Origin of the sequence: Paraburkholderia sp. (assembly GCF_036488795.1) — a bacterium.
In the GTDB taxonomy this organism is placed as follows: Bacteria; Pseudomonadota; Gammaproteobacteria; order Burkholderiales; family Burkholderiaceae; genus Paraburkholderia.
The window spans coordinates 1-17,496 of the sequence record NZ_DASXHA010000045.1 but is presented as its reverse complement, the minus strand read 5'-3'; the positions used below and the strand labels follow the sequence as shown (position 1 = coordinate 17,496).

At 62.2% G+C, this 17,496-nt stretch carries 15 protein-coding genes; 8 read left to right on the top strand and 7 right to left on the bottom strand.

Annotation, left to right across the window (positions count from 1 at the left end):
• A partial coding sequence (locus tag VGH41_RS05515; RefSeq protein ID WP_331596338.1) for an arginase family protein occupies positions 1 to 376 on the bottom strand: 376 nt, incomplete at its 3' end.
• A 150-nt stretch (positions 377 to 526) separates the two neighbouring features.
• Between VGH41_RS05515 and VGH41_RS05510 the strand changes: the two genes are divergently transcribed.
• Positions 527 to 1,462 carry a LysR family transcriptional regulator gene (locus VGH41_RS05510; RefSeq protein WP_331596337.1) on the top strand — a complete coding sequence of 312 codons (936 nt, stop codon included), beginning with the start codon at positions 527 to 529 and terminating at the stop codon, positions 1,460 to 1,462.
• Between the two features lie 86 nt (positions 1,463 to 1,548).
• Here the strand turns inward: VGH41_RS05510 and lolA are convergent, their stop codons facing one another.
• Positions 1,549 to 2,280, bottom strand: a complete 732-nt coding sequence (gene lolA / locus VGH41_RS05505; RefSeq protein WP_331596336.1) for an outer membrane lipoprotein chaperone LolA — start codon at positions 2,278 to 2,280, stop codon at positions 1,549 to 1,551.
• A gap of 81 nt (positions 2,281 to 2,361) precedes the next feature.
• Positions 2,362 to 4,677, bottom strand: coding sequence for a DNA translocase FtsK (locus VGH41_RS05500; protein WP_331596335.1), 2,316 nt, complete (start codon positions 4,675 to 4,677; stop codon positions 2,362 to 2,364).
• A 491-nt stretch (positions 4,678 to 5,168) separates the two neighbouring features.
• Here VGH41_RS05500 and trxB point away from each other — a divergent pair, with 491 nt between their 5' ends.
• The 3 genes from trxB to VGH41_RS05485 all read left to right on the top strand — a co-directional run bounded on the left by trxB (position 5,169) and on the right by VGH41_RS05485 (position 7,754).
• Positions 5,169 to 6,170, top strand: coding sequence for a thioredoxin-disulfide reductase (trxB, locus tag VGH41_RS05495; RefSeq protein WP_331596334.1), 1,002 nt, complete (start codon positions 5,169 to 5,171; stop codon positions 6,168 to 6,170).
• A gap of 190 nt (positions 6,171 to 6,360) precedes the next feature.
• Positions 6,361 to 7,134 carry a Smr/MutS family protein gene (locus VGH41_RS05490; RefSeq protein ID WP_331596333.1) on the top strand — a complete coding sequence of 258 codons (774 nt, stop codon included), beginning with the start codon at positions 6,361 to 6,363 and terminating at the stop codon, positions 7,132 to 7,134.
• Positions 7,134 to 7,754, top strand: a complete 621-nt coding sequence (locus VGH41_RS05485; protein WP_331596332.1) for a trimeric intracellular cation channel family protein — start codon at positions 7,134 to 7,136, stop codon at positions 7,752 to 7,754. Before VGH41_RS05490 ends, VGH41_RS05485 begins: the two co-directional genes overlap by 1 nt.
• Before the next feature lie 123 nt (positions 7,755 to 7,877).
• On the opposite strand, the gene VGH41_RS05480 is transcribed toward VGH41_RS05485, so the two are convergent.
• The 4 genes from VGH41_RS05480 to VGH41_RS05465 all read right to left on the bottom strand — a co-directional run bounded on the left by VGH41_RS05480 (position 7,878) and on the right by VGH41_RS05465 (position 12,299).
• Positions 7,878 to 8,996, bottom strand: a complete 1,119-nt coding sequence (locus VGH41_RS05480) for a sn-glycerol-3-phosphate ABC transporter ATP-binding protein UgpC (RefSeq protein WP_331596331.1) — start codon at positions 8,994 to 8,996, stop codon at positions 7,878 to 7,880.
• Positions 8,997 to 9,112: 116 nt separating this feature from the next.
• Complete coding sequence (locus VGH41_RS05475; RefSeq protein ID WP_331596330.1) at positions 9,113 to 9,970, bottom strand: carbohydrate ABC transporter permease; 858 nt, start codon at positions 9,968 to 9,970, stop codon at positions 9,113 to 9,115.
• On the bottom strand, positions 9,960 to 10,901 hold the full coding sequence (locus VGH41_RS05470; protein WP_331596329.1) for a sugar ABC transporter permease: 942 nt from the start codon (positions 10,899 to 10,901) through the stop codon (positions 9,960 to 9,962). Before VGH41_RS05470 ends, VGH41_RS05475 begins: the two co-directional genes overlap by 11 nt.
• A 150-nt stretch (positions 10,902 to 11,051) precedes the next feature.
• Positions 11,052 to 12,299 carry an ABC transporter substrate-binding protein gene (locus tag VGH41_RS05465; protein ID WP_331596328.1) on the bottom strand — a complete coding sequence of 416 codons (1,248 nt, stop codon included), beginning with the start codon at positions 12,297 to 12,299 and terminating at the stop codon, positions 11,052 to 11,054.
• 507 nt (positions 12,300 to 12,806) lie between these two features.
• On the opposite strand from VGH41_RS05465, the gene zwf reads away from it, so the two are divergent.
• The 4 genes from zwf (at position 12,807) to VGH41_RS05445 (ending at position 17,371) form a co-directional block, all read left to right on the top strand.
• Positions 12,807 to 14,267 carry a glucose-6-phosphate dehydrogenase gene (zwf, locus tag VGH41_RS05460; protein ID WP_331596327.1) on the top strand — a complete coding sequence of 487 codons (1,461 nt, stop codon included), beginning with the start codon at positions 12,807 to 12,809 and terminating at the stop codon, positions 14,265 to 14,267.
• Positions 14,268 to 14,468: 201 nt separating this feature from the next.
• Positions 14,469 to 15,173 carry a 6-phosphogluconolactonase gene (gene pgl, locus VGH41_RS05455; RefSeq protein WP_331596326.1) on the top strand — a complete coding sequence of 235 codons (705 nt, stop codon included), beginning with the start codon at positions 14,469 to 14,471 and terminating at the stop codon, positions 15,171 to 15,173.
• Positions 15,151 to 17,067 (top strand): bifunctional transcriptional regulator/glucokinase, encoded by a 1,917-nt coding sequence (locus tag VGH41_RS05450; protein WP_331596325.1) that lies wholly within the window; start codon positions 15,151 to 15,153, stop codon positions 17,065 to 17,067. The genes pgl and VGH41_RS05450 overlap by 23 nt, the downstream gene beginning before the upstream one ends.
• Positions 17,039 to 17,371: a hypothetical protein gene (locus VGH41_RS05445; protein WP_331596324.1), complete on the top strand. Its 333-nt coding sequence runs from the start codon at positions 17,039 to 17,041 to the stop codon at positions 17,369 to 17,371. Before VGH41_RS05450 ends, VGH41_RS05445 begins: the two co-directional genes overlap by 29 nt.
• Positions 17,372 to 17,496 lie beyond the last annotated feature (125 nt).

Below are 17,496 nucleotides of genomic sequence, written 5' to 3'. Positions count from 1 at the left end.
CGCCATGCTGCAGGATCTCGTCGTAGGCAGTTTCAATGCGTTTGATCGAATCGGGCAGGTTATACGGATTGATCGCCACGTCACCGATGTCGGCCACCCGCAGCGAGTCGAATGGCGCAGCGCGCGTGGCCATGTTGTACGGCCGTAGCAGCACCGATTCGCTGCGAATCTGGCGGGGTCCGAAACGCGCCCCGGTGCGGTTTGAGGTCCCAAGGTCGAACGGTACGCCGACGAAGCACGCGTCGAGCCCTTGCGCCGAGCCTACGTTGGGCAAGCGCATCATCGTTGCGATGCCGCCGCAGCGAGGCATTGCATTGCCGGACAGGGGCTGGGGACGCTCCGAGGCATCGGGGGAAACAAAGGAAGAAATATGCATCGTGGCTCAGCAATGAAATAGAAAAAGCGGCAGACCGGGCGGCAATCCACAGAGGACGCCGAGTGAAACTTCATTTTTGAGCACTTCGCAGCAACATAAAATGCCGATGGAATAAACTACACATCGATTCAGAACGATGTATTCGATCCCATGTTCTCCCAACTCACCGATCTCGATCTGCGCCTGATCCGCGTCTTTCTGGCAATTGTCGACGCCGGTGGCGTCTCGCCGGCTCAGGCGACGCTGAACGTCGGCCAGTCGACCATCAGCACGCAGCTCGCCACGCTGGAGACACGGCTTGGCTACCGGTTGTGCGAGCGCGGCCGCAGTGGCTTCAGCCTCACAGCCCGCGGCGAGCAATTTATCGAAGCCGCCCGCGCGTTGCTCGCCGCGGTCGACACCTTCGGCATGCAAGCGCGCAATGTTGGTCGCAAGCTGGTGGGTACGCTGGATATCGGCATGATCGGACACACGCCGGTCGCGGCCAGCGCGCGCATCAGCAATGCAATCGGACGGTTTCGCAGCCGTGATCAGTCGGTGCGTTTTTCCATCCTGGTGCGATCTCCCGGCGAACTCGAGGAGTTGCTGCTGAACGGGCGCATCCAGGTGGGCATCGGCTATTTCTGGCATCGGGTGCCGTCGCTGGAATACACGGAGGTATTCGCCGAAGATCAACTCGCCTTTTGCGCGAAGGGTCACCCGTTGTTCGGCGAGGCAGGCACGGTCGCGCCGGCCGAGGCGGCGCAGCATGAATGGGCATGGCGCAGCTATCCGTTGCCCGAAGCCGAGAGTTCAACTACCCCGCAAAATGTGACCGCATTGGCCGACAACATGGAAGCCGTCGCAATGCTGGTGTTGTCCGGTCATCACCTCGGCTATCTGCCTGGGCACTTCGCGGAACCCTATGTCAAGGCAGGCTTGCTGGCAGCGCTGAATCCGGCTCAGATGAAATACCGCGTGGCGTTTCACATGGTCACACGCGCCCGGCAACATCGCACGGATATCGTCGAGGCCTTCATCGACGACATGAAAGCCGCCCATCCACAGTTGGGCGTCGAAACCGAGGAATCACGCGCCGCGAAATGAAAAAGGCCACGCAAGATCTGCGCGGCCTCTCTTTCCAGCGAACAGTCGTTCAGGCAAGCGGAACCCTCGGCGCCTGACTGGCTCGCTCAACCGTTGATCACGTCCGCGCCCTTAGGCACCGTGAACTTGAACGCGTCGGCCGGCAACGGCGGGTTCTTCTGGATGTTCGAGAACGTCAGCAATGTCACGTTGCCGAACACGTCGTGCAATTCCATTGCCTCCAGATTACCGTCCTTAAAGCCAATACCCACGCGCTGAAACTGCGTGTCCTTCGCCTTCGGAATCAGTTCGAGCCAGTCGATTCCGGCCTTCACGCCCGCGTCGTGCAAGGTGAAGTTTTTATCCAGATCGTTGCTGCCGAACAGGATCGCCGCCGGGCTCGCACCCAGCGCACCGCCCAGCGCACGCACGGTCACCTGGTTCAGGTCCTTGTCGTACACATAGAGCTTGTCGCCGTCAGCCTGAAGCACCTGCTCGTAAGGCTTCATGTACGACCAGATGAATTTGCCCGGCCGCGCAAACACGAACGTGCCGCTCGACGAGGTGCTTTTCTGCATGACTGGCGCGGCATCGCTCGCGCTGCTTTGCGCCTTGCTCGGCGCGCGCACTTCCTGCTGCACGAAGTCGCCGCGCGCCGAATGCACTTGTGCGACAAACGCCTTCAACTGCTCTGTGCCGCTCGCGAACGCCTGCTGCGCGACCAGCAGCGTCGCGCCGATGGCGACACTGCCCAGACCGCGCACAAGCGTGCGAACCAGATGACCGCAGCGGCCCGTGAGGCGGCCAGAATGGGCACGATGCCCGGCGTATTGCTGCATATCATTCTCCGTGGATTGAATCGTACCGGGACGGGGCGGCGCACACCGCGCGCCGCCGCCCGTCGGGTGAGGTCTGGACGCTCAGTCGGTTTCCCGCGCGGGTGTGAGAATCTCGCGATTACCGTTGGACGACATCGCCGACACGAGCCCGGACTGTTCCATCTGTTCGAGCAGGCGCGCGGCGCGGTTGTAGCCAATTCGCAGATGCCGCTGCACCAGCGAGATCGACGCGCGGCGATTCTTGATGACGACTTCGACCGCCTGGTCGTATAGCGGGTCCGACTCGCCGCCGCCCGCACCGGTTCCTTCGACGCCCGCGGAACCTTCGTCGCCTTCGCCGGTGACACCCCCTTCGAGGATGCCCTCGATATAGTTCGGCTCGCCCTGCTCCCTGAGTTTTTCGACGACGCGGTGCACTTCCTCATCGGACACAAAAGCGCCGTGCACCCGCACCGGCAAGCCGCTGCCAGGCGGCAGATACAGCATGTCGCCCATGCCGAGCAGCGACTCCGCACCCTGTTGATCGAGAATCGTGCGCGAGTCGATCTTCGACGACACCTGGAAAGCCATCCGCGTCGGCACGTTGGCCTTGATCAGGCCGGTGATGACGTCGACGGACGGCCGCTGGGTCGCCAGAATCAGATGGATGCCCGCGGCCCGCGCCTTCTGCGCGATCCGTGCAATCAGCTCTTCGACCTTCTTGCCGACCACCATCATCAGATCGGCCAGTTCGTCGATCACGACCACGATGTTGGGCAGGCGCGACAGCGGCTCCGGTTCTTCCGGCGTCAGGCTGAACGGGTTGGGCAGCTTCTCCTCACGCTTGGCGGCTTCGTCGATCTTGTTGTTGTAGCCGGCGAGGTTGCGCACACCCAGCTTGCTCATCAGCTTGTAACGGCGTTCCATTTCGGCGACCGCCCAGTTGAGCGCGTGGCCGGCCTGGCGCATGTCCGTGACGACCGGACACAGCAGATGCGGAATACCTTCGTAGACGCTCATTTCGAGCATCTTCGGATCGATCAGGATCATGCGGACCTGTTCGGCGCTGGCCTTGTAGAGCAGCGACAGAATCATGGCGTTGATGCCCACCGACTTGCCCGAGCCGGTCGTGCCGGCCACCAGCAAATGAGGCATCTTCGCGAGATCAGCACACACCGGCTTGCCGCCGATGTCTTTGCCGAGCCCCATAGTCAGCGGCGACGCAGCGTCCGCATAGACCGCCGAGCCGAGAATCTCGGACAGGCTCACGGTCTGACGTCGCTGGTTCGGTAGCTCCAGCGCCATGAAATTCTTGCCCGGGATCGTTTCGACCACGCGGATCGACACGAGCGATAGCGAGCGCGCCAGATCTTTCGCCAGATTGACGATCTGGCTGCCTTTCACGCCGGTGGCAGGTTCGATTTCGTAGCGCGTGACGACGGGGCCCGGATAAGCCGCGACCACGCTCACCTCGACGCCGAAATCCTTGAGCTTTTTCTCGATCAGACGCGAGGTGAATTCGAGCGTGTCCGGCGAAATGGTTTCCTGCGCCGCGGGCGCGGGGTCCAGCAGCGAGATGGGCGGCAGCGTCGAATCTCCCGGCAGATCGGTGAAAAGCGGCACCTGACGTTCTTTTTCCACGCGCTCGGACTTGGCCGGTGTAACGACCGGCGGCACGATCATCACCGGCTCGTGCTCTTCGATACGCACGCGGCCCTGCTCCACCTTGCCTTCGCGCTTGACGGCGGCGGCTTCACCCAGCTTGCGGTCGCGGCCGGCTTCACGACGCAGCCGTGCAAACGTCACGGCGGAAATGATCGATTCGCCGACTTTTTCCGCTACGGAAAGCCACGAAAACCGGAAATACAGCGACAGACCAATGGCAAGCACCACCAGCAGCGCGAGCGTGCCGCCCGTGAAGCCGAGCGCGTGCGACACGCCGCGCGCCACGGCCTCGCCGATCACGCCGCCCGGCGCGCGCGGCAGTTGTACTTTCAGCGACCACATGCGCAGCGCCTCGATGCCGTCGCTTGCGAGCAGCACCAGCACGAAGGCGAAAACTTCGGCGAGCCAGCTTGCGTCGCGCGGGGCGTCATCCTGAACGGGCTCCTGGCTGGTGATACGGCGGTAATTGGCCGAAATGCGCCGACCGAGCAGCACCACCCACCAATACGCGGACAGGCCGAACAGAAGCAGCAGAATGTCGGAGACCCACGCGCCGACGCGGCCGGCCCAGTTGGCGATGTGATCCACCTGGGCGGCGTGCGTCCAGCTGGGGTCGTGCCGGCTATAGCTGACGAGCCCCATCAGCAGGAAGACGCCGAGCGCGACCTGGAGGATCCAGCGGATTTCGGTGAAGAGGCGCGACATGCGGTGCGGCAATGCCTGCGCGCTCGCGGAATAAGGAGCTTTTGCCATTGATCCTGTTGCGTGTGAGGCCCGGCGCGCGGGCCAATGCGTGGCCCAAAGCGGTGCTGGGTGCCCGGTCGCGGCCGCCGGGTCGTTCGATCCGGCCTATTGTAAACGCAGTGTCGCGCGCAAGGCTGTAAATGACGGTAACCGGGGTTCCTGGCGTGGTTTTCGCGACAGCGGGCCTGCAGGCGCCGGTCTCACGCACCGTCTGCTGGCCGGCCCCGGTCAGCCTCCGCAACCGCCGGCTTTTGTCGCGGCCGGCTCCAGGCGCGGCAGGCCTCAGTTACGGCCGGACTCAGATGCGGCCGGCTAGAGGCAACAGCCGCCAGTCATAGGCGCGACCGGCCGGTGTAAGGCTATTGCCGCGATCAGTAAGCTTCATGAAGCAGCCGTTCGCCCTGACCTTTATAATGCGCGTCTGATACCCATCTACAGTTTCAGCTCAAGTCGCACGGCCTCGCATGGGCGGGACCGGACGCTTTTTACGGATTTCGATCATGCCCGCAACCTCCACGAAACACGCCAAGGTCCTGATTCTCGGTTCCGGCCCCGCCGGCTACACGGCTGCCGTCTACGCGGCGCGCGCCAACCTGAATCCGGTGCTCGTCACGGGTCTGGCCCAAGGCGGCCAGCTGATGACCACGACAGACGTCGAAAACTGGCCGGCCGACGCGAACGGCGTGCAAGGTCCGGAACTGATGGCACGGTTTCTGGAACACGCTGAGCGCTTCAACACCGAGATCATTTTCGACCACATCCACACGGCCAAACTCAACGAGAAGCCGATCCGCCTGATCGGCGACTCGGGCGAGTACACCTGCGACTCGCTCATCATCGCGACCGGCGCGTCGGCGCAGTACCTCGGCCTGCCGTCGGAAGAGGCGTTCATGGGCAAAGGCGTGTCCGCCTGCGCGACCTGCGACGGCTTTTTCTACAAGCAGCAGCACGTGGCGGTGATCGGCGGCGGCAACACCGCAGTCGAGGAAGCCCTCTACCTCGCCGGTATCGCGAAGAAAGTGACGGTCATCCATCGCCGCGACAAGTTCCGCGCCGAGCCGATCCTGATCGACCGCCTGCTGGCGAAGGAAAAGGAAGGCATCGTGGACATCAAGTGGAACCACGTGCTTGACGAAGTGACGGGCGACCAGTCGGGTGTCACCGGCCTGCGCATCAAGAACACCAAGACCGGTGAAAGCACCGATCTGGCGCTGCAAGGTCTGTTCGTCGCAATCGGCCACAAGCCGAATACGGACATTTTCGAAGGCCAGCTGGAGATGAAGAACGGCTACATCATCACCAACGGCGGCCTGTCGGGCAATGCAACGGGCACCAGCGTGCCGGGCGTGTTCGCCGCCGGCGACGTGCAGGATCACGTGTACCGTCAGGCCATCACCAGCGCCGGCACGGGCTGTATGGCGGCGCTCGACGCGCAGCGTTACCTCGAAACCATTGACGAAATGGTCGGCGAGCACGTGATGAGCGCGGAAGCCGACCGGTAATCCGGCGTGCCGTCGCTTCGAAGCAGGTCGTCCGCAGGGCCGGTTTCGTGAAGCAAGACCGGTAAAATAGCGGCTGGGCACGATCCCGGGCGCTTACGGCATGCGTTACATCAGAGGCCGCGGCTGACAAGCCCGCGGCCTTTTTTGCATGAGCTGGACTACGAATCACCTTTGAACGCATCACATCGTCATGGCAAAGAATCTGCCTCATCCTAGCGAACCGAAGCGCCCCCGCCCCGCCGCTGTCCAGCCGACACCGGCGCCGGTCGCGCCCGCCAAAGCGCAGCTCGAGCCCGCGGCCGGACTCGCCGGACTCGGCGCTTTGCGCGCCGCGCTGAAGGGCGACGCCGAGCGCCGCGAGCGCGAACGTGTGGCGGCGCTGCAGGCGCAGCGCGAAGCGTCGGCGGATGCCGATCTGTTCCGCCGCGAAATCGGCGAAGTCGCGCCGCTGGTCGTGCCGCCGCGCGTGCCGCCTTTGCGTACGCCGCCCTCGCCCGTGCCGGTGCAGACGAAACTCGATGAAGAAGCGGTGCTGCACGAAGCGATCTCCGACGAATTCGATCCGGAGATCCTGCTCGAAACCGACGAAACACTCTCCTACTGCCGCCCTGGCGTCAGCCAGGAAGTGGTGCGCAAGCTGCGCCGCGGCGCGTGGATCGTCCAGGCGCAACTGGACCTGCACGGTATGCGCCGCGACGAAGCACGCGAGGCGCTGGCGGAATTCATCCGCGAATCGGTCAAGCGCGGCTTGCGCTGCCTGCGCGTGATTCACGGCAAGGGCCTCGGCTCGATCGGCAAGGAGCCGGTGCTCAAAGGCAAGGTGCGCGCGTGGCTGGTGCAGAAGGAAGAGGTGATTGCCTTCTGCCAGGCGCGGCCGCATGACGGCGGCTCAGGAGCCGTGCTGGTGCTGTTGCAGCCGGGCACGCAGGTGCCGGCATCCAAAGCCATGAAGGGACCGGATTAATGCACCCGAGGCTAACGCTCGCGCTCACCATCATGGAAGCGCTGGCGATCTTCGCCTACGCAATCTCCGGTTTGATCGAAGCGCGCACGCGGCGGCTCGACGCGGTTGGGACGTTTCTGGTGGCGATGGCAACGGCGTTCGGCGGCGGCACCGTGCGCGACGTGCTGCTCGAACGCCGGCCGTTTTACTGGGTCGAGCATCAGGGCTATGTGATCGCCATCTTTGTGATGTCGCTGTTCGCGCCCATGCTGCTCAAGATGACGTCGCGGCTGATCTCCGAGCGCGCGTTGCTCGTCGCGGACGCGGTGGGTCTCGGGCTCTTCAGCATTTCGGGGACGTCCCTTGCACTCGATGCGCAAATACCGTGGTTCACCGCGGTCATGCTCGGCGTGCTGACGGGCGTGTTCGGCGGCGTGATCCGCGACGTGCTGTGCAACGAAGTGCCGCTGATCCTGCGCGATTCAAGGCCGTACGCAACCTGTGCGTTTGCCGGATGCTGGATCTACGTGCTGCTCGACTATGTCAGCTTCGACACGGTGTATAGCGTGTTGATCGCCACGGCCTTTATTCTGCTGGCGCGGCTGGTGACGTTTCGTTTCGACGTGCGTTTGCCGCATTGAGTCTGCCGCCGCTGTATAAACAAAAGCCCCATACGTCTCTGAACGCACGGGGCTCTTTATATCTTCGTCTTCGTCTTCGTCTTCGTCTTCGGTGTTCGCCTGCTAGCGGGCCACAGCCAGGCCTTAAGCGATCCGCTCTTCGTTAGCCGGGTCGAACAACACCGCCTTCGACACATCGAACAGCAGCGTCATGTTCGACAGCGGTTGCGGATTCGAAGCCGGGTGCACGCGGCTCACCACGCGTTTGCCGTTGACCTGAGCAAAGACCAGCGTATCCGGACCGGTCGGCTCGATCACATCGAGCTTCACTTCGATCGGCTGCAGTTGCGCATCTTCAACGTTGTGCGCGCTGCGGGCATCCGTAATCCGCTCAGGCCGCAGCCCCAGGATAACTTCCTTGCCCACATACCCCTTCACCTTGCCGGAATTGAACGGCAGATTCAGCACGCTACGCTTCACGCCCGTATCGATCTCCACGCCCACGCCCGAACCCTGCTCAACCAGCTTGCCCTGGATGAAGTTCATGGGCGGCGCGCCGATAAAGCCCGCCACGAACAGGTTCGAGGGCGAATCATAGATATCCTGCGGTGCGCCGAACTGCTGCACCACGCCATCCTTCATCACGGCGATGCGGTCGCCCAGCGTCATCGCTTCGATCTGGTCGTGCGTCACGTACACGATCGTCGTACCCAGACGCTGATGCAGCAGCTTGATTTCCGAACGCATTTCGATGCGCAGCTTTGCATCGAGGTTCGAGAGCGGCTCGTCGAACAGGAACATCACCGGATCACGCGCGAGCGCACGGCCCATCGCCACCCGCTGACGCTGACCGCCGGACAACTGACCCGGCTTGCGATCCAGCAAGTGCTGGATCTGCAGCATGTTCGACACGCGGTCGACGATCTGCGTCTGCTCGTTCTTCGGCACCTTGCGGATGCCGAGGCCGAACGAAATGTTCTCGCGTACCGTCATGGACGGATACAGCGCGTACGACTGGAACACCATCGCGATGTCGCGATCTTTCGGCGACAGGTTATTGACCGTCTTGCCGTCAATCTGGATCTCGCCCTTGGTGACCGTCTCGAGGCCGGCGATCATGTTGAGCAACGTCGACTTGCCGCAGCCCGAGCCGCCGACGAGGATCAGGAACTGACCGTCCTCGATCTCGATGTCGACACCCTTCAGGACCGGCACCCCGTTCGGGTAGGTCTTGTACACGTCACGGATGGAAAGGCTTGCCATGCTGTGAATCCTCTTGTCTCTGATACAGCTTCAGGTGCGTCGCACGAGGCGGCGCAGGCCGGATGCCGGTTCGCACCGCAGCGTATCAGGTGGCACGCTGCGGCACTCGTTGTGGGTTAGCCCTTCACTGCGCCCGCCGTCAGGCCGCGCACGAAGTAACGGCCGGCGATGATGTAGACGAGCAACGTAGGCAATGCGGCGATGATCGCGCCTGCCATGTCGACGTTGTATTCCTTCACACCGGTCGACGTATTCACGAGGTTGTTCAGCGCCACCGTGATCGGCATCGAATCGACGCCCGAAAACACGATACCGAACAGGAAGTCGTTCCAGATCTGCGTGAACTGCCAGATCAGGCAGACCATGAAGATCGGCAACGAGACCGGCAGCAGAATCTTCGTGAAGATCACGAAGAAACCCGCGCCGTCGATCCGCGCCGCCTTCACCAGTTCAGCCGGAATGCTGACGTAGAAGTTGCGGAAGAACATCGTCGTGAACGCGATGCCGTACACCACGTGCACCAGCACCAGCCCGCCCACCGTGTTCGACAGGCCCAAGGCCCCTTCGAAACGCGCCATCGGCAGCAAGATGGCCTGGAACGGAATGAAGCAGCCCACCAGCAGCATCGTGAAGAGCAGGTCCGCGCCACGGAAGCGCCAGTGCGTCAGCACATAGCCGTTGAACGCGCCGATGATCGACGAGATCAGCACGGCCGGAATCACCATGCGCACCGAGTTCATGAAGAACGGTTCCATGCCGTCGCAACGCACGCCCGTACACGCCTCGCTCCACGCCTTGATCCACGGCGCGAAGGTGGGGTGCGACGGTGGCGTCAGCAGGTTGCCGGTACGCAGTTGATCGATGTCCTTGAACGAGGTGGACAACATCACATACAGCGGGAACAGGAAGTACAACGCAAACAGAATCAGCGCCGCATAAATGACGGCACGGCTGATCGTCATCTTAGGCTGCATTACGCGTGCTCCTCGATTCCATATACATCAGCGGCACGAGCACGGCCACGACGGTTGCGAGCATCATCATCGACGATGCTGCGCCGACGCCCAGCTGCCCGCGGTTAAACGAAAACGTGTACATGAACATGGCCGGCAGCGACGACGAGGTCCCCGGACCGCCCGCCGTCAACGCGACGACGAGGTCGAAGGTCTTGATCGTGATGTGGCAAAGAATCAGCAACACCGAGAAAAACACCGGACGCATGCTCGGAATGACGATCTTGCGGTAGATGGTGGGCAAGGTCGCGCCGTCCACTTGTGCCGCCTTGAAAATTTCCGCATCCACACCGCGCAGGCCGGCGAGGAACAACGCCATTACGAAGCCGGTGGATTGCCACACAGCCGCGATCACGATACAGAAGATCGCCCGGTCCGGATTGTCCAGCCAGTCGAACGCGAAGCTCGTCCAGCCCCAGTCGTGCAGCACCTTTTGCATGCCCAGATTCGGGTTGAGAATCCATTGCCATGCCGTGCCGGTCACGATGAACGACAGCGCCATCGGATACAGGAACACTGCACGCAGCGCGCCTTCGTTGCGAATGCGCTGATCAAGCAGAATGGCGAGGAACAGGCCGAGGCCCACACAGATGGCGATGAACGGAATGCCGAACCAGCCGAGGTTCGCAGCGGAGGTCCACCAGACGTCGTTATCGAAGAGTTCCCGATAACGGTCGAGGCCGACGAATTCATAGCGCGGCATCAGGCGCGAATTCGACAGCGACAGATAACCCGTAATAAAGATAAAGCCGTAAACAAAGACAATGCTGATCGCGATGCTGGGAGAAAGCACCAGCTTCGGGATCCAGCGGTCGGCGAGCGCCGCCATGGGCGACGTGCGGCGGGCCACGGCAGCCGTGGATTTTCCGTTTCCGCTAAGAGAAGCAGTCACTACTCGACTCCTGAAACTATGCCGGCCCAAACCTGCGTGACCAAACCGCAACGCTGGACTGGCAAAGGCTGTGACTCTGGGTAAAGCGTCATGCTTGAGGTAAGCGCCCGGCCGCGCGTGGAGTCGCGGCCGGGCGCCCTGCTACTTTGCTTACTTCGTCTTCGCTGCCTTCGCGAGCGCGTCAACTGCGCTCTTCGAATCTTGCGTCGAGTTCATGAACTTCGTCACGACGTCGGTGATGGCACCGGCCGTTGCATCCGGCTGAGCCATACCGTGTGCCAGCGACGGAACATAACCGCCCGCCTTGATGGCCGTCTGTTCGTCTGCGTACGACTGCTTGCCGCAGGCGTCGAACTTGTCCATGTTCACGCCCAGACGAACCGGAATCGAACCCTTGTACAGGCTGAACTGCTCCTGGAAGTCCGGGCTCATGATCGTCTTGGCCAGCGCCAGCTGACCCGGCGTGGCTTCCTTCGCACCCTTCTGCTGGAAGAACACGAACGAGTCGACGTTGAACGTGTACGACTTCGAGGTGCCCGGCACCGGTGCGCAGATGTAGTCCGTACCCGGCTGCTTGTTCGCGTTCGCGAATTCGCCCTTCGCCCAGTCGCCCATGAACTGCATGCCGGCCTTGCCGTTGATGACCATGGCCGTGGCGAGGTTCCAGTCACGGCCGGTACGGCCGTTGTCCATGTACGACTCGATCTTGCGGACCGTGTCGAACACGCCGACCATCTGCTGCGACGTCAGGGTCTTCTGGTCGAGGTCGACCAGCGCCTTCTTGTAGAAGTCAGCGCCTTGCGACAGCACGACGTCTTCCCACAGCGTCAGGTCTTGCCACGGTTGACCGCCGGCAGCGACCGGCTGGATGCCGGCAGCCTTGAGCTTGTCAGCCACGGCGAAGAATTCCGGCCACGTGGTAGGCGGCTTGGCGCCAACCTTGTCGAGCGCTTCCTTGTTGATCCAGATCCAGTTCACGCGGTGCACCGAGAACGGTGCTGCAACATAGTGACCGTCGGCGTGCATGATCTTGTCGATCTGCGGCGGCAGGTTCTTCTTCCAGTCGCCGGCAACCGAATCGATCGGCACCAGCACGCCCTGCTCGGCCCATTCCTGAATCAGCGGACCCTTGATCTGCGCTGCGCTCGGAGCATTGCCCGAGATCACTTGCGTCTTGAGTGCCGTCATGGCGGCTGCACCTGCGCCGCCTGCAACCGCGAAGTCCTTCCAGGTGTAACCCTGCTTCTGCATGTCGTCTTTCAGCACGCCGACGGCCTTCGATTCGCCGCCCGACGTCCACCAGTGCAGCACTTCGATCGACTCGGCCGCTTGCACTGCGGACACGCCACACATCAGACCTGCGGCGCACAAAGCGCCCATGATCGCGCGAAATTTCATTGCTTATCTCCTCCAGACACCTGAACAAAAAACGAATGGCCCCTGATGTCGCCAGGGTGCTGTGGTTGGTTCAAACAGGCAAAACACTGGGCGATCGAGCCTCGGGCAAGCGCATGCGCATGCATGTGCCGGCGGTCCGATGTTCGGCCGCTGGAAGCTCAGAAGATGAGTGGTTCGGGATGCAACTGACTGTCTCCTCTTTTGATTTTTGCCTGCCCGCGTCGCGCGCGGCAGACTCGAGGTGTCCTGCCACGTTAACCCTGACATTCTGGTTGCCGGCCGTGACCCGCTGGGCTCCAGGCCGATGCGCAAACGCAATGTCCATTAACATGCTGGGGACGCAGGCCGACTCGGGAAAACGCGCTTCTTGCCTGACTGCGCACGCTTTTTTCATCGAATTAGCGCTACCTCTTGATTTGGATTGTAGTTAAACTACAATTCAGTGTCAAAAAAAATTTTATCGCACTACGGTCGCCTGGGGCGGCACCTGGACATCGACGGAGACTCATGTTTACCGACTCAAGTTTTACCTTCGTTCTCTTCGGCGGGACCGGCGATCTGTCGATGCGCAAGATCCTGCCGGCACTGTATGAAGCGCACCGTGCGGGCATGCTGGCAGAAAGCGGCAAGATCGTGGCGGTGGCGCGGCATGCGGCGGATCGCGATGGCTACCTCGAGTGGGTCAACGAACACGTCAAGCCGCACGTCTGCGGCAAGGGCCTCGACGAAGCCGCATGGGCGAGCTTTCTCGAGCGTATCCAGTACATCAACATCGACCTGGGCAACGCCGAAGACTTCGTGCTGCTGCGCGAAGCGGTGAGCGGCTTGCCCGGTATCCGGGTGTTCTATCTGGCCACCGGGCCCTCCTTGTTCGTGCCGATCTGCCGGGCGCTCGCCGCCGTGGGTCTGAACACGAACTCGCGCATCGTGCTGGAAAAGCCGCTCGGCTACGATCTGAAGTCGTCCAACGCAATTAATGATGCAGTCGGTGAAATCTTCGCTGAAGAGCAGATCTACCGGATCGACCACTACCTCGGTAAAGAGCCGGTGCAGAACCTGCTCGCCCTGCGCTTCGGCAATGCGCTGTTCGAACCGCTGTGGCGCCGTGAGTGGGTCGAAAGCATCCAGATCACGATTGCCGAAGAACTCGGCGTCGAAGCGCGCGGCGACTTCTACGACAACACCGGCGCATTGCGCGACATGGTGCAGAACCATTTGCTGCAACTGCTTTCCATCGTCGCCATGGAACCGCCGCATTCGATGGATTCGGATTCGGTACGCGACGAAAAGCTGCGCGTGCTGCGGGCATTGAAACCCATCGACCCGCGCGACATCGGTAAGGTGGCCGTGCGCGGCCAGTACCATGCGGGCGGAATCCGCGGCTCTGCGGTGCCGGCCTATGCGACCGAACCGGGCGTCAAGGCGGACAGCACGACGGAAACCTTTGTCGCGCTGAAGGTGGAAATCGAAAACTGGCGTTGGTCCGGCGTGCCGTTCTTCCTGCGCACCGGCAAACGTCTGGCGGACCGCGTGGCTGAAATCGTCGTCAACTTCCGTCCGGTGCCGCACTCGGCGCTCGGACCGACGGCGTTGCGCCCGGGTTCGAACCGGCTCGTGATCCGTCTGCAGCCGAACGAAACCATCAGGCTGTATTGCCTTGCAAAACAGCCGGGCGAAGGCATGAATCTCGCCAGCGTCCACCTCGACCTCGCTTTCGACCAGTTCTTCCGCGAAGGCCAGATGGAGGCCTATCAGCGTCTGCTACTCGACGTGATCAACGGACGGCTTGCGCTGTTCGTGCGGCGCGACGAGCAGGAAGCCGCATGGCGTTGGGTCGAACCGATCCTGAACGAATGGGCCGCCAGCAACAAGCCGCCCAAGCCGTATGCAGCGGGCACGTGGGGGCCGGCGGCCTCGAGCGCGATGCTGGCGCAACACGGTACATGCTGGCTCGAAGAAGAGAACTGAGCGGCCACGGCGCGGCGTGGTCGAAAGACCGCGCGGCGCCGTGGTTGCACGTGGTACGCATCAGTCATCGATAACCTGAACGGGGTGGCGCCGTAAGGCGACGCCAATGGCGGCAGCGGGACACCACTCTCCCGCGAGCGGCCGTTGCCATGCGTTACGGCATATCCTGCAGCCCCTACAAGAAAGCAGTACGGAGGAGAAGTGATCCAGCTTCACGCTTTCGACAATCAGCGCGCCCAGTCGGACGCGCTGGCGAAAGCGGTGGGCGACGCTTTACATGCGTCGCTTACCGCTCAGGCAACCGCGTCTGCCAGCAGCGCGGGCCGTGCAACCCTTGCAGTGTCCGGCGGCACCAGTCCGCGTCCGTTCCTGCAAACGTTGTCCGCTCAACCGTTTGACTGGGCGCACATCGACGTGACCCTGGTCGACGACCGCTGGGTTGCGGAAACGGACCCGGCGAGCAACTCGCGTCTCGCTCACGAGACGCTCTTGCAGAACGCCGCGCAAGGCGCCGCGTTCTTGCCGCTGGTCGACGTCACGCAGTCGCTCGAGGCGCACATTGCCGCGCTGAACGCCGATGCGCGCCGCCGCGTGCCGGACGTGGCGGTGCTCGGCATGGGTGAAGACGGCCATACGGCGTCGATCTTCGCGGACTCGCCGGAGTGGGACTTCGCCATCACCACGCCCGAGCGGTTCGTGGCCGTTCATCCCGGCGCCGCGCCGCATGCGCGCGTGAGCTGGTCGATGTCGGCACTGAAACAGGTCGGCCATCTTTTTCTGTTGATCGCGGGACCGCGCAAGCTCGACGTGCTGAACGCCGCCGCCGCTGCGCCACAAAAAAATGCCATCTCGAAGCTGGCAAACGACAAGGGAGTGAGACTCGATGTCTACTGGTGTGAAAACTAACGCTGTCCCGGGCGCGGGCCAGCACGCCGACGGTCCGCGGCTGCTGGCCGACATCGGCGGCACCAATGCCCGTTTTGCACTGGAGACAGGGCCGGGAGAAATCGGTCAGGTGCAGGTCTATCCGTGCGCGGATTACCCTGGCGTGGCCGACGTGATCAAGAAGTATCTGAAAGACACGAAGATTGGCCGTGTGAACCATGCGGCCATTGCAATTGCGAACCCGGTCGACGGCGACCAGGTGAGCATGACGAATCACGACTGGACTTTTTCGATTGAAGCGACGCGCCGCGCGCTCGGCTTCGACACGTTGCTGGTCGTGAACGACTTCACCGCGCTGGCGATGGCGCTGCCGGGCCTGACCGACGCGCAACGCGTGCAGGTGGGCGGCGGCACCCGCCGTCCGAACAGCGTGATCGGCCTGCTCGGGCCGGGCACCGGTCTGGGCGTATCCGGCCTGATCCCCGCGGACGATCGCTGGATCGCGCTGGGCAGCGAAGGCGGTCACGCCACCTTCGCGCCTGCTGACGAACGCGAAGACCTGGTGCTGCAATACGCGCGCAAGAAGTGGTCGCACGTGTCGTTCGAGCGGGTGTCGGCGGGACCGGGCATCGAGGTGATTTACCGGGCGCTGGCAGCGCGCGACAAGAAGCGCGTGCCGGCCAGCTTCGACACGTCGGAAGTGGTCAAGCGCGCGCTCGAAGGCGAGCCGCTGGCGGCGGAATCGGTGGATGTGTTCTGCGGCATCCTGGGCACGTTCGCCGGCAACATCGCGGTGACGCTCGGCTCGCTGGGCGGCATTTACATTGGCGGCGGCGTGGTGCCGCGGCTGGGCGAGTTCTTCGAACGTTCGTCGTTCCGCAAGCGCTTCGAGGCCAAAGGCCGCTTCGAGACGTATCTGCAAAGCGTGCCGACATATGTGATCACGGCGGAGTATCCGGCGTTCCTCGGCGTCTCTGCGATTCTGGCCGAGCAGTTGTCGAACCGCGCGGGCGGCAGTTCGTCGGCGGTGTTCGAACGCATCCGTCAGATGCGTGATGCGTTGACACCGGCCGAGCGTCGCGTGGCGGATCTGGCGTTGAATCATCCGCGTTCGATCATCAACGACCCGATTGTGGACATTGCACGCAAGGCAGACGTGAGCCAGCCGACGGTGATCCGCTTTTGCCGCTCTTTGGGTTGCCAGGGGCTGTCCGACTTCAAGCTGAAGCTTGCAACGGGATTGACGGGCACGATTCCGGTGAGCCATAGCCAGGTGCATCTGGGCGACACGGCGACGGATTTCGGCGCGAAGGTGCTGGACAACACAGTGTCTGCCATTTTGCAGTTGCGTGAGCACCTGAACTTCGAGCACGTGGAGCGGGCGATCGATCTGTTGAACGGTGCGCGGCGTATCGAGTTTTATGGGCTCGGCAATTCGAACATCGTCGCACAGGATGCGCATTACAAGTTCTTCCGCTTTGGCATTCCGACGATCGCTTATGGCGATCTGTATATGCAGGCGGCGTCTGCGGCGTTGCTTGGCAAGGGCGACGTGATTGTTGCCGTGTCGAAGTCAGGGCGTGCGCCTGAACTGCTGCGCGTGCTGGATGTGGCGATGCAGGCTGGCGCGCAGGTGATTGCGATTACGTCGAGCAATACGCCGCTGGCGAAGCGGGCTACGGTCGCGCTTGAGACGGATCACATTGAGATTCGTGAGTCGCAGCTTTCCATGATCTCGCGGATCTTGCATCTGGTGATGATCGATATTCTCGCTGTGGGGGTCGCCATCCGGCGAGCCATGCCTAATGAAGAGGTTTCTGAAGCGGTCGCCAAGGTGCGTAGCGGCGCGGATGATGATGCTACCGCTGTGCTTGACTGGTTAAGTCATGGGGCGGCTTCTTCGGCTAAAGATTGAAGTTTTTTTTCTGCTGCGCAGCGCTGGGTTCTTTTGGGGCCTGGCGCTTTTTTTTGGTTTTTTTTGCCTGCGCGGCGCTTTGGGTGGTTTGCCTGCGGCGTTGGGCTTGCTTTGGTTTTGGTCTGTTGGTTTTGGTGTTTGGTTGTTTGGTTGTTTGCCTGCGGGGTTGGCTTTTCCTTGTATTTTTAGTGGTCTATTAGCTTCGGCGTTTGACTGTTTGCCTGCGGCGTTGGCCTTTCCTTGTATTCTTGTCGGTCTATTAGCTTCGCCCCTGTGCGGGGCGGCACCTGTAGTGGTCCAATGACTCTGGACGCCTCTAAAGGGGATAATTCTCCAACTGAGGTGAGAAATGAGCAGACGGAACATAACTGACGAATTCAAGGCAGAAGCGGTGCAACTGGTGGTTGCACAGGGCTACTCGTTCGCGAA

Coding starts and splice junctions, on each gene's coding strand:
- VGH41_RS05510 (WP_331596337.1), top strand. CDS start 527: ATGTTCTCCCAACTCACCGATCTCGATCTGCGCCTGATCCGCGTCTTT.
- trxB (WP_331596334.1), top strand. CDS start 5,169: ATGCCCGCAACCTCCACGAAACACGCCAAGGTCCTGATTCTCGGTTCC.
- VGH41_RS05475 (WP_331596330.1), bottom strand. CDS start 9,970: ATGCAGCCTAAGATGACGATCAGCCGTGCCGTCATTTATGCGGCGCTG.
- VGH41_RS05465 (WP_331596328.1), bottom strand. CDS start 12,299: ATGAAATTTCGCGCGATCATGGGCGCTTTGTGCGCCGCAGGTCTGATG.
- zwf (WP_331596327.1), top strand. CDS start 12,807: ATGTTTACCGACTCAAGTTTTACCTTCGTTCTCTTCGGCGGGACCGGC.
- VGH41_RS05480 (WP_331596331.1), bottom strand. CDS start 8,996: ATGGCAAGCCTTTCCATCCGTGACGTGTACAAGACCTACCCGAACGGG.
- VGH41_RS05485 (WP_331596332.1), top strand. CDS start 7,134: ATGCACCCGAGGCTAACGCTCGCGCTCACCATCATGGAAGCGCTGGCG.
- VGH41_RS05500 (WP_331596335.1), bottom strand. CDS start 4,677: ATGGCAAAAGCTCCTTATTCCGCGAGCGCGCAGGCATTGCCGCACCGC.
- VGH41_RS05490 (WP_331596333.1), top strand. CDS start 6,361: ATGGCAAAGAATCTGCCTCATCCTAGCGAACCGAAGCGCCCCCGCCCC.
- VGH41_RS05445 (WP_331596324.1), top strand. CDS start 17,039: ATGGGGCGGCTTCTTCGGCTAAAGATTGAAGTTTTTTTTCTGCTGCGC.
- lolA (WP_331596336.1), bottom strand. CDS start 2,280: ATGCAGCAATACGCCGGGCATCGTGCCCATTCTGGCCGCCTCACGGGC.
- VGH41_RS05450 (WP_331596325.1), top strand. CDS start 15,151: ATGTCTACTGGTGTGAAAACTAACGCTGTCCCGGGCGCGGGCCAGCAC.